Origin of the sequence: Klebsiella sp. SWET4, assembly GCF_024296565.1 — a bacterium.
Classification (GTDB): Bacteria; Pseudomonadota; Gammaproteobacteria; order Enterobacterales; family Enterobacteriaceae; genus Klebsiella; species Klebsiella variicola.
Genome location: NZ_JANCOB010000001.1, coordinates 663996 through 678291 on the forward strand (window position 1 = coordinate 663996; position 14296 = coordinate 678291).

Below are 14296 nucleotides of genomic sequence, written 5' to 3' on the forward strand. Positions count from 1 at the left end.
AAGGGTTAAACTGACCCCTTTTGCGGCCCGGTTAAATAGCTTTGCACCGAGGATAGTTTCCAGCTGGGCTATTTGCCGGCTTAAGGGAGGCTACGAAATATTAAGTTTACTGGCGGCTTTGCCAATGTTTCCGATTTCAGCAACAGTGCAAAAGTTAATCAACTGATTAAGGGTTGGTTTCATAAGCATTCCTGAAGCGGGTTCATATCTTCCAGGGTATCACTTGTTTGCCGCAGAGGGGCATATGAAATTAAGCGTTCTGGCGTTCGAGTTGAAGCAGGTGTGTGGCAATTCCCCATCTGATTGCCAGGCATTTCCCATCCCGGAAATCGAACACCGAGTAACTTGCATTAGGGTGAGCGTACCGCGAAAAATTATCAATAGTCCCTTCTTTAAGCACCGCCAGCACGCCCTGGCTGACTTGCCCGTGCGTGACAACACAGACGCGCTGATGTTCTGTGGTTTCTTGTAGGTTGTGTATGAAACCTGTTACTCGTCGGGTTGCTTGTGCTAATGACTCCCCCTCTGGTGGGCAATACTCAGCATCAAGTGTGAATAACGCATGCGCATCGTGGGGACGTTGTTGCATGAGCTGTGACGTTAACATACCTTCGAACTGGCCAAAGGCCTGTTCTTTGAGGGCCGGCTCAGCTATCAATGGGCAACGAAAACGGTCAGCCAGGTGCTGTCCCATTTGCCAGGCACGACCAAGCGGAGACGTGTAAACGCAGTCTACCCGGTAATCACTCGCTGCAAACGCGGCAAGTAAAGCTGATGTTTGGCGCTCCCCGCGGGGGGTTAACGCACTGTCACTCTGTCCCTGAATTATTCCTTTTATATTCCACTCTGTTTCCGCGTGTCGAACAAGTATCACTTGCATCATTAAATGGCCATGTATGTTGTTGATTTAAATTCTACCGTTTAGACAAATCCCTTTAATAGCGTGGGATTTTTAGCACTGGACGAAGACAGGTTCTGCCTCCCCGCTTTCCTTGTATCTGACAGCATGTAGTGATGAGATACCGTCTCTGAAATCGAGTTAGCCATCCCATTCCCTTAATCAGTGACGCCTGGTTAGGAATGTGCTGCAGACAATCCAAAAAACGCGCCAGGCAATGACCCGAGCCAGCACGCTTGTCAAATGGGATGGCTAGAATGGCAAACAGCGATTGTCTTCAGGACATTTTCGCTTCGACGTTTAACTCAGCATTTATAATATCGCGTATATTGACGAGTGCATTGCGCACCGCGGCGCCTCCTGCATAAAACAGTAATTGCAGGACAACCTCGATGATTTCTTCTCTGGTTGCCCCTGCATTTAGCGCTGCCTGAGCGTGTGCCCTCAATTGTGGAACCGTATGACCCAGAGTGACACAGGAAGCAATGACAACCAGCTCCCGCGTTTTAGCGTCCAGCCCCGGGCGTGCAAGGATGCCTCCCATAGCCCATTCGATCGAGATATCAGTAAAATCAGGGCACAAATCGGCCATGTCCTTTCGTAGTTCTTCTCCTGCGCCATTTCCATACAGCTCATTAAACAATCTCATTCCTCGCTCACGGAGCTCTGTATTGGTCATCATTTTTAACCCTCCTGCACTAAGTGAAAACAGATTAAAACCCGCTGGTGAAATTTGATAAACAGCGTTATGTTTTTATCTTTAACAAGCCAGGCTTGATAATAGTGAATAAACTGGAAAGTATGGCGGTGTTTGTCCGCGTCGTGGACAGGGGCAGCTTTAGCGCTGTTGCTGAAGAGATGCGAATCAGCGGAACCATGGTTGGGCTGCATATCAAAGCGTTAGAGGAACATCTCGGCGTTCGCTTACTTAATCGCACAACGCGTCGGCAAAGTCTGACCGATTTTGGTCAGGGTTATTATCAGAGTTGCCGCCGGATATTAGCTGATATTGAAGATAGCGAGTCACAGGCATTTGCTCTTCACCAGAAGCCACGTGGAAAACTGAGAGTAGGTTGCCCAGTCTCCTTTGGTGTCCATGCGCTTTCGCCTGTTACTGCTCAGTTTCTTATTGAATGGACTGATATGGCAGTAGACCTGGTGCTGAGCGATAAATCGATGGATATGGCAGATGAAGGTTTAGATGTCATGATTAAGATTGGTGAGCTCCTGCATGTTAATACACTTGTTGCCCGTCCGATAGCGCCATATCGCTCAGTCATGTGTGCATCTCCGGCCTATATAAAACGGGCAGGGGAACCCATAACACCTGAAGAGTTATGCCATCATCGATGTCTTGGGTTTGCCCATCCCATTGCAGCGAATGAATGGACACTTCAGAGGGAAGGCAAACCTGTCAGAGCTCCGGTAAACATCACGATGACCTGTAACAATGGGGAAGCATTGCGAAGGGCAGCATTGAATGGATTGGGAATTATTATGCAACCCGAGATCCTGTTGGCTGAAGATTTGCAACATGGCCGACTGCTGCCTCTGATGTCTGAATTTCAACCATTAGCTAAGCCAGTGCATATATTGACCTTTGCAAACCGTCAACAGTTACCAAAAATCCGTTTATACGTTGATTTTTTATTGAAAAATTTCAGTGCATCACTCTACGCATTGAACCTTGAATAAATAATGAATTGTACGCGGCTACGGTTGACCGAATGCCGCGTCGGTGGCAGAGAGGCACCATCTGACGTTGATAATACGTAATAATTCGCCTTTGTTCCTGAACACTCCCGAACGTGCGTCCCTTTTTAATCTTGACTTTGCATAAGATTGCTCGGTATGTTTCTCATCGTAGTGTATTATGCCAGATGAAATAAAGCCGTCTATAGCGTGGGTTATATCGTTAAAATGATATATTCGCGCTAATGATTTTTATCCAGGGAAGCAATGAATAAGGAAGTGCGCGAGTGTCTGATTGGAATATTATTGTGCTGTCTCTATTTTCAGCGACGTACCTGCCTTTGTTCTGGTTCGTAGGCATGCGGATAGCCTCTGAGGACATTCTCAGAAAGAGTAAATTTTACGAAGCGGATCCAAATGTGTTAGTCCCTGGATGGGCGAAGACATGCACGACGGTATTCTGTGTTTTGCACTACTGCCTATTCCTCATACCTTTGACTATGATTGACTGGTTACATGGCTTGGCTGCATTTGGCGCAGGGATTCTGTTGCTTGTGTTTCTCCCTTTATTCAGGAAAAGCTATATGCCTGTTTTTAAAGCACACGCTGTGCGCGTTCACAGGAGGGACCCTTCAACAGGACGATTATTAATTCGTGTGTTGAAGGCTAAGTCTTTTGGTTGAAAATGGTCTGTTTAGCCTTTATTCATATTACGTAAGTCTTCTGGCAAACCAGGTCCTTCTGGTAACCAACCCAGATGAGTCTGGGTAGCTTTGCCTGAAGCACCAGGATCAACATGAGCCAGTGCCAAACGAACCACGATAATGTTTACCCATTGAGGCAGCGTCTTCTTCTGTCGCTCCACGAGGAAATAAGGCGGAGGAGACAGGCGCATCAGTTTCACGAGTAAGTCCATGGATGCTATTAGCTGCTGAGATAGCCGGTATGGTTTGCCTTTTATTCATACATCATTCAGTGCACTTCAACATCAAGGCGTTAAGGTTGCGTTAACAAACAGACGCAATACTGATGTGGCCGATCCCCTTATAAAATGGCCAAATGATGAACGAACAACTTCGCAATGCGCTTCCGCACAAAGACACCCCTTTTTTCCGCATGCTGCATATTATTGTCGCCACCCTGATTCTGCTGCAGATCATTAGTTCTAATCTCACCGAAAGTGAGGCGCTTCGCGACGTAACTCTGACCGGAGTCGTGACATGGTTCCATGTTATCTCTGGATTCGCGCTGATGGTTCTTGGTGTAGTGATGCTGGTATGGATGCTTAAACAACGTGGGTTTCGTTACTATTTTGCCTGGTCGTCCCTTGATTTTCGCGGTGTAGTTGAAGACATTAAAATGCTAATGACATTTCGTCTTCCTGAAGCACATGCCGGTGGCATAGCGGCGATGATCCAGGGACTTGGCGTACTTGCTTTGTTGGCGGTCGCACTCTGTGGAGGGCTCTGGTTTGTACTGGACACCGCGCCAGGGACGTCAACGGCGCTGGCAGAAACGGTCCTGCATTTGCATAAATTTCTGACGGTGTTCATTGAAACCTATTTCTGGGCGCATGGTGCGATGGGGTTGCTGCATATCTTCCTCACCTTTCGCAGTCAAAAGAAACATCCCGTTGTTGGATAAGGTTGTGCTCTCTCGCTAATCCCGATGAGGATGCGTATTAAAAGGTAAAAGGCATGCATCTTGAACGACACAGCATTGAAAGCGTCGGTTGGTTAAGGGCGGCGGTCCTGGGGGCGAATGACGGGATTGTCTCTACCGCCAGCCTGGTGCTCGGCGTGGCGTCTGCAAATACCAGCCCTTCGGGCGTGTTGCTGGCCGGTGTCGCCGGGCTGGTTGCGGGAGCCATGTCGATGGCAACAGGGGAATATGTTTCGGTATCATCCCAGGCGGATACGGAAACCGCCGCGCTTGCCGAGGAAAAAAGTGAGCTGGACGCAGATTATCAGGGAGAGGTTCGGGAGCTGACGTCTCTTTATATCCAACGCGGAGTGGAGCCTGCGCTTGCCCGCCAGGTTGCAGAGCAACTGATGGCTAAAGATGCCCTCGAGGCCCATGCCCGCGAAGAGTTGGGATTAACGGATACTCATTCTGCGCGACCTTTGCAGGCGGCCATTTTTTCGGCCGTGAGTTTTTCAGCCGGGGCGGGGTTACCCTTGATCGTTGCAGTGCTATCGCCAGCAAAACTGACTGTTATCGCGATTTTCCTATCCACTCTCTGTTCACTGGCTGCTCTTGGCTATTTCTCTTCCGTGGTGAGTAACGCACCGCCTGTCAGAGCTATCAGCAGAATTACGTTCTGGAGCACGCTGGCCATGCTTTTTTCGATGGGGATTGGGCGCATAGCCGGGCAGGTACTGCTGTAAAATCGCTAAATTATCAAACACACCTTTAGAGAAAGAGCTATTTAATCTAACGTCCATATCGGGGTAGTCTTTAAATATAGCGAAATAACTTGTTATATAAATCTCGCTACAACGATATCTTTCATTGGCAACGTGGACGAAAAAATGGTTTTGATGGCTACTATGTTTCTGTATTCTCTGGCTCTGTCGTTTTCGCCCGGGCCAGTCAATATGGTCATTATCTCTTCAGGTGTTATGCATGGCTTTAGAAAAACATTCGCCTTCGTATCCGGTGCGACTCTGGGTTTCACCCTGTTGCTTATCTTTGTTAGTTTTGGGGTATACACAGTCATTGCCTCGCACCCATCATTTTTCAAATACCTGAATGTTCTCGGCTCGATTTTTATACTGTATCAGGGCTATAAAATTGCCACATCACAACCTGATTGGTCATTAAAAAAGGGAAATGCACCCGGATTTGTTCAGGGAGTGTTAATGCAATGGTTCAACCCAAAAGCCTGGGCTGCCTGTACCACTGGAACTACCTTGTTTTCTGAGCCATCAACCAGTCTGCCCCTAATACAGTTCATTATTATTTACTTTTTTATCTGTTATATCTCATTATCAATTTGGGCAATATTCGGTGATAAAATGTCAACATTTCTTCAGGGAAGGGCACAAATGCGTATCTTTAATTTATTGATGGGTGGGGTTTTATGCGTTATCGCATGTTATATGATTTACCCACAATGATTTTAACTGTTCAAAGCTTATGTTGTTCCATAGCGTTATAAATGTAATTAATTAGTTTATAGGCGGCGCTGCTGGTTGATATATTAGCGGGCCAAATGGCATAAACTTTTAGCGGCTCTAATGACCAGTCAGGAAGTACTTCATGCATCTCCCCGAGTTTAACATCATTTTCGCAGAGGAAACGGGGAGGTACGGCAAGCCCTATGTTCTGTTTGGCAAGGACATAGGCAGCTTCAATGTTATCAACGCATACCATAGGAGCATATTTAATGACCGCCAGTTCGCCATTTTTATGCCTGAACTCTCGAATGTTCTCTCTCATTGTTAACCCAATCCACGGCAGGGATCCCAGCTCAACGGGATGCTTAATGGGTAGGTGCTGCATGAGCAAATCCTTAGACGCCACCAGTTGTCGTGGTAGAACAAATAGATGTCTTGCTTTGAGTGAACTGTCCGGGAGTTCGCCAATACGGAAGGCGACATCAATGCTATCGGCGATGATGTCCTCGCGCAGATCACTATAAGAAATACTCAGGGAAATATCCGGGTTTTCTTTGATAAAATTCGCCAGATGGCGGGTGAATGGACCGTTTAAAAAAACAGCAGGGAGGGAAATGCGCAGCTTGCCGACGGTAGAGATAGAGCGTTGTTTAAATTCAATGACGCCCTTTTCATACAGCTCCAGCATCGATCTGGCGGTCTCCAGCAAACTGATGCCATCCTGGGTTAGAGAAATTTTCCGCGTATTTCTGTACAGCAAGGCGCTATTGAGGTTTTTCTCAAGTCTGGATAAATGTGTGCTTGCTGTTGCGGTCGTCAGGCCTAACGCTGCGGCGCCACCTGAGATAGAACCTCGTTCTACAATTTTGGCAAATACTATCAGGTAGCGGATGTCATCGATCATTTACAGTCCTGTGTTCACTCAGTAATGCTGGGCGTGGAGCCAGCAAAAGCGTTAATCCATCATAGAATTAACATATCCTATTTTCATCATCGGCAGCATAATTTTTCAAATGCTTCTCAACGCTGGCTAACCGGTTCCCCGGTATGGAGATTTGTGCTTCAATGGGCAGGCAGAAATCCTCGAAGCATCATCGGTAATATTCCCCGTCAGGAGGTAAGTTTGCACATTGATACCCATCGTTTGCATCTTCGCCCGGTCATGGCTTCCGATGTCGACGATCTGTACCGAATTTATGGCGATCCCGCGACCAATACCTTCAACCCCGCAGGACCGTACCCGAATATAGACTATGCGGAAGTTGTCCTGCGGCGCTGGCTCGCGCACTGGCAAACGCACGGATTCGGAAACTGGGCAATATCAATGCGCAATACCCCTGAACACATCATTGGCTTTGGTGGCGTCAGTCTACGCAGTTATAACGATGTCACCATTAACAATCTTGGATATCGGTTTTCTACTGAGGCATGGGGAAAAGGCCTGGCCACCGAGTTTGCGATTGGCGCGATGAGATATGGCTTCGAGGTGCTTAAACTTGCGGAGATGTCAGCGGTTGTCCGGGCTAACCATCTGGCTTCGCAGAAAGTTCTTGAGAAAGCCGGGATGAGGTACATTAACGATATTGCTGATGTAAAAGATGCGCCGCCGAGCCTGCTTTATTCATTGACGTTAAACGAGTGGTTAAGCCAGATCAGTGGCTGTACATAACGTTTAGGTTAACCCTGGTGACGGGTAATGACGCGGTCGCCTTGGGCGATCTTTCCGGCAAAACCTGCTGGCATGCCCACGAAGATACTCTTAGACATCCGCCCCCAATTTTATGCTGGTATTATGGGAGTAACCGCTGCGCGTCACGCCCGGTTCACCCCGTGCAGCGATGTGCTTTTTATTAGCTAAATGCGCGCGTAATAATAAAAATAATTTCTTCAGCTTTATTCATTTTCAGAATTATCGCACAAGGTCTTACCTTAATCTGAAATGGCTGAGGGATAGTTGTTTTTGAAAACTTATACCCCGTATTATTTGATAATCATCTTTATCTCTGAAAAGGTCGTGTATGAGTAATTTTCTGCTATTAGCCCTGGCGGTGGTGTTATTGTTAACATCATTATTTTGTGGTCTGTCATATGTTAAAGACAGAAGGAAGCTTAAGATGCGTTTTAACAAAACCCGGCGTTAATGGGTTGCTATTGAGGATAGCGCAAGAGCGATGGCCGAGAATCGCGCCAGCTCTTGCTTAGTATCAATCTGGAATTTTTTCATGATGTTTATTTTGTGTGAAAAAACCGTCTTATGGCTGATGCCCAGCTCTTGCGCTATCTGTTGATTGTTCATTCCCGTTTTTATCGCATCGATAATATAAAGCTGCGATTTGGTCAATGTTAGTCGCGGGCATTTAAGGCAGCGTCTGCTGTCTTTTTCCGCCCCCCCAGCGACGGGTTTACTTAATGCCGTCAGACGGTTTGCAATTTGCTTTTTAATGCTGCGGAGATCGGCGTTGATACTGATAAAACAGGCATCACGCAGACAAAGCGGCAAACGGTCAACCCGGGCACAGCTGTCGCTGGGGACAAAAACAAAGACAGGCGTCTGTTGCGGTATCTTCTTGAAGTACGGGTGACACAGGTAATGTTCACCGGTTTCCATTTCCGTAAAAAGCACATCAGTCTGGCTAATGATGTCAGATGAATATTCGTGAAGGGAAAAGGGCGTACAGATATTTTCTTCGATTGCGATCTCGATCAGTAGCTCGCAAATTCCCCGTTTCAGATAAATATTTTCAGTGTTAATTAAAAAATCAGGCATAGTGATGATGAACGCGAAATGGATTAAGGTTGATAAAATTCTTTGAAGCAAATTTGTTTTGCGAATATGGTCTTAGGATATTTCTAATAACAAACAAAAGCAATAAGTCCAAAATTGGACTTATTGCTGTGTGGATGATATAAGATTTTTAAAATCAGTGAGTTACGTATATGAGTCGCATAGAAGTTGTCGGCAATTTGGCACAAACTGCTTAAATTGCTTATATTGCATGCGTTAATTCTGGTCTCAAATATATTAATCAAAGTAATTTATTCACTGTGTGAATTGCTATTTCAAAAATACGTTGTGCAGGCGCGGATCCTCGATGAGATCGCGCCTGAGCGAAGCCAGGAGTTGTCTTTGACAAAAAGGGAGCGAGGTATTGTCCCGCCGCTGCGGAGGGTGAACAGCAACGGCGTACAAAAGAATCAGTTATCGGGGTTGTTGGAAATGCCTTTCCAGACCATCCCCAGGCCGAGCAACATCGACGCGAAGAGGGCGAACAGGGTGGTGGAGATAAAAATACCGGTCATGGTGGTGCCTCAGAAAGTGCGTATGCAGGTTATTAGGCACGGGACGGAGAGAAAGGTTCCTTGCAGGGCTGACTATTTTTCCGTCAGGGTTTGCCGGCTGATGCCAGCAAGGTAATGGCTTGTCAGCGCGCCTCGGGCGGCGGAGCGAGCCGCTGGTGAGGAACGCGCTTATCTCTGCAGTCGTAAAGGGCAAAACGGACGGTGGGGATGGTGGCGCGGTCCGGGCGTTGACATCCCTTTGAACAAGTTATATATACATGTCGCTTCTGTTTATTGAATGTTAAACAGCATCAGTTATGGGACTCAGAAGCGCCACTGCCCCCGCCGTCGGGCGGGGGCCACTCTGCCACCCGGCCTGGTTATTTTTTCCTGTGGCGAGTGATAAAAAATTTTATTTTCGCTCTTGAAAAATGCACTGCAGATATTATTTTATATAGCGGACAAGCAATGCTTGCCTTTATGTTGAGCTTTTGAATGGATATTCAGGAGGTTAATTATGGCACTCAAAACCTTGTCAGCACTCCCTGTTTTCGCTGATTCGCTTTTTGCCGATCGTTTCAACCGCATTGACCGTCTTTTCAGCCAGTTAACTGGCGATACGCCGGTGGGCGCCTTGCCGGCCTATGATTTGCAGAAAATAGATGACAGTAATTTCCTGCTCAGCGTCAGCGTGCCCGGCTGGAAAGATGAGGAACTGGAAATAGAGACCGTCGGCGGTAATCTGCATATTACCGGCAAACGTGCAGAAACTGATTCCGGGACCGACGGTAGCCAGCGCTGGATATATAAAGGCATCCGCCGCGCTGATTTCCAGCTGAGTTTCTCGCTTCCTGAACATGCACAGATTAATCAGGCACAGCTGGATAGTGGGATCTTAAAGGTGACTATCCATCAGGAGATCCCGGAAAGCGAAAAACCGCGCAAAATTGCCATTGAGAGTCACGGCCGGGTGATTGAACACAAGGTCTGATTCGGCGACAGTTCAGACGAGTATTCGCTAAGGCCCGCGCAGCGGGCCTTTATTTTTCCACCCGAACTGACGCGATCGGTCTACTGCCGACGAGAGAAATCGATATGCTATTCTTTTAACTGGCGCGATGCTGCTGTTATTCCTTTGATATTTTGCGAGGGGTCTGAATGACAGACGAGATGAGTTACGATGCAAAACCGACCTCAGCGCTGACGGCGGAAGTGGCTCAGATGCTGGTTGCGCGGGGCTGGCGGCTAACCACGGCAGAGTCCTGCACCGGGGGCAATCTGGCGGCGGCGCTCTGTGCTCAGGCGGATACCGCGGCGTTTTATGATACCGGCGTCGTCACTTTCAGCGATGAAGCCAAACGAAACGTGCTGCAGGTTCGTGCGGAAACCCTGGCGGTACACAGCGCCGTCAGCGAAGCGTGCGTCCAGGAGATGTCGACCGGTATTCTGGCAATGGCTGACGCCGATATCGCCATCGCCATCAGCGGCTACGCGGGACCGGAGGGCGGGGAAGATGGTACCCCCGCCGGCACGGTATGGTTTGCCTGGAATTTTCGCGGCCAGACTGAAACCAAACGGATGTGCTTTGCCGGCGACTGTGAGACCGTGGTGGCGAAAGCGGTACGATATGCCCTGGCGGCACTGAGCGAAAAGCTTGCCCACTGGCAATGACGATGCCCGGGTGCGCGTCCTTACAGGTCCGTTGCCTGGCGCGCTACCGGCCAGCAGATCTCCCCGATGCCGTTAAGGCAGGGGCGGGAAAAGAGAAATCCCTGAAACAGGCGAATGCCTACCGACTGCAGCCAGCACCACTCCTCAATGGTTTCGACGCCCTCGGCGACCACGGTGATGCCGAGATCTTCACAGCAGCGCACGACCGAGGCGACAATCGCCTGTTTGGTGCCGCTAATATGAATATCGCGCACCAGCTCCGCATCCACTTTGATTTTATCAGGCTGAAAGCGGGTCAGGAGCGACAGACCGGAGTAACCGGCGCCAAAATCGTCGATGGCCAGCTTCATGCCGGCCACGCGCAGCGCTTTGAGAACTTTGCGGAACTGGTCGAAACAGGAGATAACCTCCGTTTCAGTCACCTCGATCAAGACCTGTTCTGGCCTGAGACCTGCCGCCAGCAGGTTGTCCATCAGCCAGCCTACGGCGTCAGGATGGTTATACAGCGAGCCTGGCAGCAGGTTGACCGCCAGCTGCTGTTTGCCGAGCGGAAGGCGGGCGGCGAGAGAGAAGGCAAACGCTTTGCTCTCAAGGTCGAAACGGTAGCGATCTTCCGCCGCAATGGCGGCAAACATTTCCACGGGTGAGCCGCCGGTTGGGCTGCGGATCAGGGCTTCAAAGGAAGAGACCCGCCTTTTGGCCGGCTCGACGATGGCCTGCAGGGCGAACTGGCAGGGCTGATCCGTCAGGTTGCGCGGCGAGGCATTGCCCACTGCGGGAGTCATCGACCAGCGAGAAGGCTGCAGAGACTCGGGCAGGCAATAGCGCCCGCCGTCGGCGATAAAGGCGCTAATCAGTCTGAACATGCGGTCATTGATCGGCTCAGTTTCACCAAAGGTGCTGAAGCGCAGGATCTCTTCTACCGCAGCATCATTCTCATGATAGCGGAGATCCAACATCCGCATACCGACGTCCCGAAAACGGCGATAGGCCGAGTAGTCGCGCATCAGCTCCACCACATCGCGATGTCGTGGGTCGAATTGTATTTTGCTGAATAACGACTCGAGGATCTCCTCATTTCCTTCCAGTACCTGGAAAAACTGCTGGCCATTAAACAGCAGAATGCCGGTTATCCCGAGGGGCATATTTTTCCCGCTGGCGCGATGAATAAGGGCGTCAAGATCGATCAGTGGCCAGGCAGGATCAACCTGGCTGCGGTAAATCAAGGTGGTTAGCATAGTCATTCCGTTCGCTGTAGCAGAGCCCGATGGCCTGTACAGAGCGAAAATAGGGAGGTAGGGCCATACCCTCAAGGAGGAGGCCAGCATTTTCTGACATTCAACCAACCGTGATGTCCGCTACGCGGAACGGGAGATTCACATGGTGATTCCCTCCACTCTACAGGGAATCGGATGTTTAGCTATCTTTTTCTCACTATCGTTGCTAAAAGACAATAACAGGCCATACATTTCTTCTAAAACTCGGGGGCGGAGACTGAACTTAGCGATTAAATAATGGCTGTCAGGAATTATCCTACCACGCTATGACGTGTTCTGGAAAAAAAGAAATGAGCTTGCATGGATAATATGAGGTCAATATTATCTATGCCAATCAAATTCTTTTTATTTTTCGAGGTTGTCATGGGTGATTTGCTTATTGTTTTATGCTTGATTTTTTGCCCCATTATTTCTTTGTGGAGCGGTATTTCCTATATTAAAGAGAGGCGTAAAAGACGTTATTTCTTCCGTTCCAGAAGATAATGAGTTAGCATAATAATATTTTACGAGGTTAACGTCTGGCGAGTATCTGGACAAGATTGTTGAATTGCTGACGACTCTTTAAATGGAACTTATTCATAATGTTCTTTTTATGCGAATGGATCGTTTTGTGACTAATTTTTAGTACAGTGGCAACTTCATGCGGACTCAGGCCAATGCTGAACGCGTAGATGACTTTGGTTTGCGCGTCGCTCAATGACTTACAGGGACAATTTATGCAGCGACGCAGACGATTAAAGGGAGAGCCATGCTGTTCCGTTAAGGGGCGTTGAATTGCATGACCTATCACCTCCTTAAGAAGATGAACGGCGGTGTGCGGGTGTATAAATACCGCATGCTTAAAACAGTTGGGTAAGTGATCGATGACGGTAACCTCTTCATCATTCAGGAAAATAAAAAGTTGATAATTCTCTGTAGCGTGCTGTAAAAGTTCATGGCATAAGTACCATTCTCCCGCCACCATTTCCGTGAATATGACATCGGCTTGTGCAATCGACGCCGGCTTCCATTGCTGAGAAAACTGATAATGCGATCGCTCGCACGCCTGCATCGTTTCATTGACCAGTTCGGCAATCGCGACCCGCAGATAGTGATTTTTTATATTGAAAAAAAATTCGTCATATAACTTCCCTGTTGGGTATTAAAATGATATCAGGATAAATTAAAACATATAATGGTAATGCGCCGAATATTTTTAGACGAGATAATCTAAGGGATGTTTTACACTAATGCAATATTCGCTGGAGAAAGTGGGATAACGGCAGGTGAGCATACGAAAGCTCCTAATAAACAAAACGTTAAACATATGTCTGTTAGGTTTTTCACTGATAATTATTTTTTTATTTTTGCCGTGCATAAAAAGCTTAGTGCTGTCCGCCGCCTGTTGTTAAAATTAGAGGAGGATAAGACTACAGGAAGTATGCGGTATCTATGAAGCAGATGCTCTATTTAAAAATGCTGGCGTGGCTGGAAGATAATATCTACTGTAACCCGTCTATCGATGACCTGGCGCAGTATATGGGGTATTCGCGGCGGTTTGTCTATGAGGTGTTTTATCAGTATGGTCAGTTACCCATCGGGCAGTATATCCGGCTGCGGCGGTTGACCATCGCTGCGGTGAGTCTGCGATTAACACGGCAACCGATCGCCGCCATTGCCTGGCAGTTAAGCTATGACTCGCCGCAGACCTTTTCCCGGGAGTTTAAGAAGCGCTTCTCGCTCTCGCCACGGGAATACCGTTGCGCCGTGCACTGGGACACGGCTTTGCTGTTAAAGAAATTCGACCCGGAGGGTGAGAGCCTGCCTCAGGCCCGTTTCTGTTCACTGCCCGAGAGGGTCTATCGTGGCTCTCAAATGAAGTATGAGCTGCGCCTGTCGGATATGGTATTGCAAAGCACGTCGAAGACGGCTGTCAGACAAAAGGTTGACCGTTTTTTTACCGCCGGCGGTGGCCGTCTCTCTGTGTTATCCGATTATTATGCGGCGAGAAACAATGAGCTTAACGTCGAGGTTAACGCTTTTGTCGGTTGTCATCGGGAGCGAGGGGCGCTGCCCGCGCTGACGACGAACAGCACGTTGACGACAAGGCCTGGGCTGTATGTTGGCGTTGAATTCTATGGCAGTTGGGCGCGTTACGCCCGTTTATCCAGCGATCTGTATATGGAGTTGCTGCCAGCGCTGGGAGCAAGCCGCCGGGAGGGAGTCGACATTGAATGCTTTCTCGAGCGTCATACGGAAGGTGGGCCAGCGGCGGAAAGGCGCTATCGCGTACGCTATTTTATTCCGGTGACGCTGTCTGGTGAGGTGACAGCGCGGCCAGCGCCCGGCTAACTGACAAATGACAAATAAAGGTGGCCCGG

18 protein-coding genes and 2 pseudogenes are annotated in these 14296 nt (G+C 48.6%); 11 read left to right on the plus strand and 9 right to left on the minus strand.

The features are described from left to right. Positions 1–3: 3 nt before the first annotated feature. The 3 genes and pseudogenes from NKJ21_RS27690 to NKJ21_RS03455 form a co-directional block, all read right to left on the minus strand. Positions 4–78, minus strand: a pseudogene (locus NKJ21_RS27690) (LysR family transcriptional regulator); the annotation flags it as partial. A gap of 172 nt (positions 79–250) precedes the next feature. Beyond that, a complete protein-coding gene (locus NKJ21_RS03450) occupies positions 251–883 on the minus strand; it encodes a histidine phosphatase family protein (RefSeq protein WP_100781037.1) in 633 nt (210 codons plus the stop codon). A 292-nt stretch (positions 884–1175) separates the two neighbouring features. Next, positions 1176–1580 carry a carboxymuconolactone decarboxylase family protein gene (locus tag NKJ21_RS03455; RefSeq protein ID WP_023297568.1) on the minus strand — a complete coding sequence of 135 codons (405 nt, stop codon included), beginning with the start codon at positions 1578–1580 and terminating at the stop codon, positions 1176–1178. Between the two features lie 101 nt (positions 1581–1681). On the opposite strand from NKJ21_RS03455, the gene NKJ21_RS03460 reads away from it, so the two are divergent. After that, on the plus strand, positions 1682–2593 hold the full coding sequence (locus tag NKJ21_RS03460; RefSeq protein WP_016160975.1) for a LysR family transcriptional regulator: 912 nt from the start codon (positions 1682–1684) through the stop codon (positions 2591–2593). 691 nt (positions 2594–3284) lie between these two features. On the opposite strand, the gene NKJ21_RS03465 is transcribed toward NKJ21_RS03460, so the two are convergent. Further along, entirely contained in the window at positions 3285–3494 is a 210-nt protein-coding gene (locus NKJ21_RS03465; protein WP_124038053.1) for a hypothetical protein, read from the minus strand. A 158-nt stretch (positions 3495–3652) separates the two neighbouring features. Here NKJ21_RS03465 and NKJ21_RS03470 point away from each other — a divergent pair, with 158 nt between their 5' ends. The 3 genes from NKJ21_RS03470 (at position 3653) to NKJ21_RS03480 (ending at position 5709) form a co-directional block, all read left to right on the plus strand. Continuing rightward, positions 3653–4234 (plus strand): cytochrome b/b6 domain-containing protein, encoded by a 582-nt coding sequence (locus tag NKJ21_RS03470; protein ID WP_239270420.1) that lies wholly within the window; start codon positions 3653–3655, stop codon positions 4232–4234. Positions 4235–4287: 53 nt separating this feature from the next. Continuing rightward, positions 4288–4977 (plus strand): VIT family protein, encoded by a 690-nt coding sequence (locus NKJ21_RS03475; protein WP_012541806.1) that lies wholly within the window; start codon positions 4288–4290, stop codon positions 4975–4977. A 144-nt stretch (positions 4978–5121) separates the two neighbouring features. After that, complete coding sequence (locus NKJ21_RS03480; protein WP_023340097.1) at positions 5122–5709, plus strand: LysE family translocator; 588 nt, start codon at positions 5122–5124, stop codon at positions 5707–5709. A 10-nt stretch (positions 5710–5719) separates the two neighbouring features. Here NKJ21_RS03480 and NKJ21_RS03485 read toward each other — a convergent pair whose 3' ends face one another. Continuing rightward, complete coding sequence (locus tag NKJ21_RS03485) at positions 5720–6613, minus strand: LysR family transcriptional regulator (RefSeq protein ID WP_023340098.1); 894 nt, start codon at positions 6611–6613, stop codon at positions 5720–5722. Positions 6614–6832: 219 nt separating this feature from the next. Between NKJ21_RS03485 and NKJ21_RS03490 the strand changes: the two genes are divergently transcribed. Both NKJ21_RS03490 and NKJ21_RS27815 read left to right on the plus strand, forming a co-directional pair. Further along, complete coding sequence (locus NKJ21_RS03490; RefSeq protein ID WP_012968290.1) at positions 6833–7378, plus strand: GNAT family N-acetyltransferase; 546 nt, start codon at positions 6833–6835, stop codon at positions 7376–7378. Positions 7379–7727: 349 nt separating this feature from the next. Further along, positions 7728–7850 carry a small membrane protein gene (locus NKJ21_RS27815; RefSeq protein ID WP_012541799.1) on the plus strand — a complete coding sequence of 41 codons (123 nt, stop codon included), beginning with the start codon at positions 7728–7730 and terminating at the stop codon, positions 7848–7850. Here the strand turns inward: NKJ21_RS27815 and NKJ21_RS03495 are convergent. Together NKJ21_RS03495 and NKJ21_RS27695 are read right to left on the minus strand one after the other, a co-directional pair. Next, entirely contained in the window at positions 7847–8476 is a 630-nt protein-coding gene (locus tag NKJ21_RS03495) for a helix-turn-helix transcriptional regulator (RefSeq protein ID WP_012541798.1), read from the minus strand. The two genes, NKJ21_RS27815 and NKJ21_RS03495, sit on opposite strands and share 4 nt — an antisense overlap. Positions 8477–8904: 428 nt before the next feature. Further along, the gene (locus NKJ21_RS27695; RefSeq protein ID WP_272481883.1) at positions 8905–9000 is read right to left on the minus strand and encodes a YnaM/YnfT family protein; all 96 of its coding nucleotides are present in this window, start codon (positions 8998–9000) and stop codon (positions 8905–8907) included. Between NKJ21_RS27695 and NKJ21_RS27745 the strand changes: the two are divergent. From NKJ21_RS27745 to NKJ21_RS03510, 3 genes and pseudogenes are all read left to right on the plus strand, one after another. Further along, positions 8960–9052, plus strand: a pseudogene (locus NKJ21_RS27745) (hypothetical protein); the annotation flags it as partial. The gene NKJ21_RS27695 and the pseudogene NKJ21_RS27745 sit on opposite strands and share 41 nt — an antisense overlap. A 453-nt stretch (positions 9053–9505) precedes the next feature. Beyond that, the gene (locus NKJ21_RS03505; protein WP_012968287.1) at positions 9506–9979 is read left to right on the plus strand and encodes an Hsp20 family protein; all 474 of its coding nucleotides are present in this window, start codon (positions 9506–9508) and stop codon (positions 9977–9979) included. A gap of 167 nt (positions 9980–10146) precedes the next feature. Further along, a complete protein-coding gene (locus NKJ21_RS03510; RefSeq protein ID WP_012968286.1) occupies positions 10147–10659 on the plus strand; it encodes a 2-oxo-tetronate isomerase in 513 nt (170 codons plus the stop codon). Between the two features lie 20 nt (positions 10660–10679). On the opposite strand, the gene NKJ21_RS03515 is transcribed toward NKJ21_RS03510, so the two are convergent. Then, complete coding sequence (locus NKJ21_RS03515) at positions 10680–11897, minus strand: diguanylate phosphodiesterase (protein WP_110222754.1); 1218 nt, start codon at positions 11895–11897, stop codon at positions 10680–10682. A 402-nt stretch (positions 11898–12299) separates the two neighbouring features. On the opposite strand from NKJ21_RS03515, the gene NKJ21_RS03520 reads away from it, so the two are divergent. Continuing rightward, positions 12300–12419: a small membrane protein gene (locus NKJ21_RS03520; protein ID WP_239270421.1), complete on the plus strand. Its 120-nt coding sequence runs from the start codon at positions 12300–12302 to the stop codon at positions 12417–12419. 28 nt (positions 12420–12447) lie between these two features. Here the strand turns inward: NKJ21_RS03520 and kbvR are convergent, their stop codons facing one another. Beyond that, complete coding sequence (gene kbvR / locus NKJ21_RS03525; RefSeq protein ID WP_254732800.1) at positions 12448–13038, minus strand: LuxR family transcriptional regulator KbvR; 591 nt, start codon at positions 13036–13038, stop codon at positions 12448–12450. A gap of 329 nt (positions 13039–13367) precedes the next feature. Here kbvR and NKJ21_RS03530 point away from each other — a divergent pair, with 329 nt between their 5' ends. After that, positions 13368–14267, plus strand: coding sequence for a helix-turn-helix domain-containing protein (locus tag NKJ21_RS03530; RefSeq protein WP_239270387.1), 900 nt, complete (start codon positions 13368–13370; stop codon positions 14265–14267). The last annotated feature ends 29 nt before the right edge of the window (positions 14268–14296 follow it).

Bases quoted from the DNA above. Each gene is read 5' to 3' on its own strand.
- NKJ21_RS03450 (WP_100781037.1), bottom strand. From the start codon at position 883: ATGATGCAAGTGATACTTGTTCGACACGCGGAAACAGAGTGGAATATA.
- NKJ21_RS03455 (WP_023297568.1), bottom strand. From the start codon at position 1,580: ATGATGACCAATACAGAGCTCCGTGAGCGAGGAATGAGATTGTTTAAT.
- NKJ21_RS03470 (WP_239270420.1), top strand. From the start codon at position 3,653: ATGAACGAACAACTTCGCAATGCGCTTCCGCACAAAGACACCCCTTTT.
- NKJ21_RS03475 (WP_012541806.1), top strand. From the start codon at position 4,288: ATGCATCTTGAACGACACAGCATTGAAAGCGTCGGTTGGTTAAGGGCG.
- NKJ21_RS03480 (WP_023340097.1), top strand. From the start codon at position 5,122: ATGGTTTTGATGGCTACTATGTTTCTGTATTCTCTGGCTCTGTCGTTT.
- NKJ21_RS03485 (WP_023340098.1), bottom strand. From the start codon at position 6,613: ATGATCGATGACATCCGCTACCTGATAGTATTTGCCAAAATTGTAGAA.
- NKJ21_RS27815 (WP_012541799.1), top strand. From the start codon at position 7,728: ATGAGTAATTTTCTGCTATTAGCCCTGGCGGTGGTGTTATTGTTAACA.
- NKJ21_RS03495 (WP_012541798.1), bottom strand. From the start codon at position 8,476: ATGCCTGATTTTTTAATTAACACTGAAAATATTTATCTGAAACGGGGA.
- NKJ21_RS03505 (WP_012968287.1), top strand. From the start codon at position 9,506: ATGGCACTCAAAACCTTGTCAGCACTCCCTGTTTTCGCTGATTCGCTT.
- NKJ21_RS03510 (WP_012968286.1), top strand. From the start codon at position 10,147: ATGACAGACGAGATGAGTTACGATGCAAAACCGACCTCAGCGCTGACG.
- NKJ21_RS03515 (WP_110222754.1), bottom strand. From the start codon at position 11,897: ATGCTAACCACCTTGATTTACCGCAGCCAGGTTGATCCTGCCTGGCCA.
- NKJ21_RS03520 (WP_239270421.1), top strand. From the start codon at position 12,300: ATGGGTGATTTGCTTATTGTTTTATGCTTGATTTTTTGCCCCATTATT.
- NKJ21_RS03530 (WP_239270387.1), top strand. From the start codon at position 13,368: ATGAAGCAGATGCTCTATTTAAAAATGCTGGCGTGGCTGGAAGATAAT.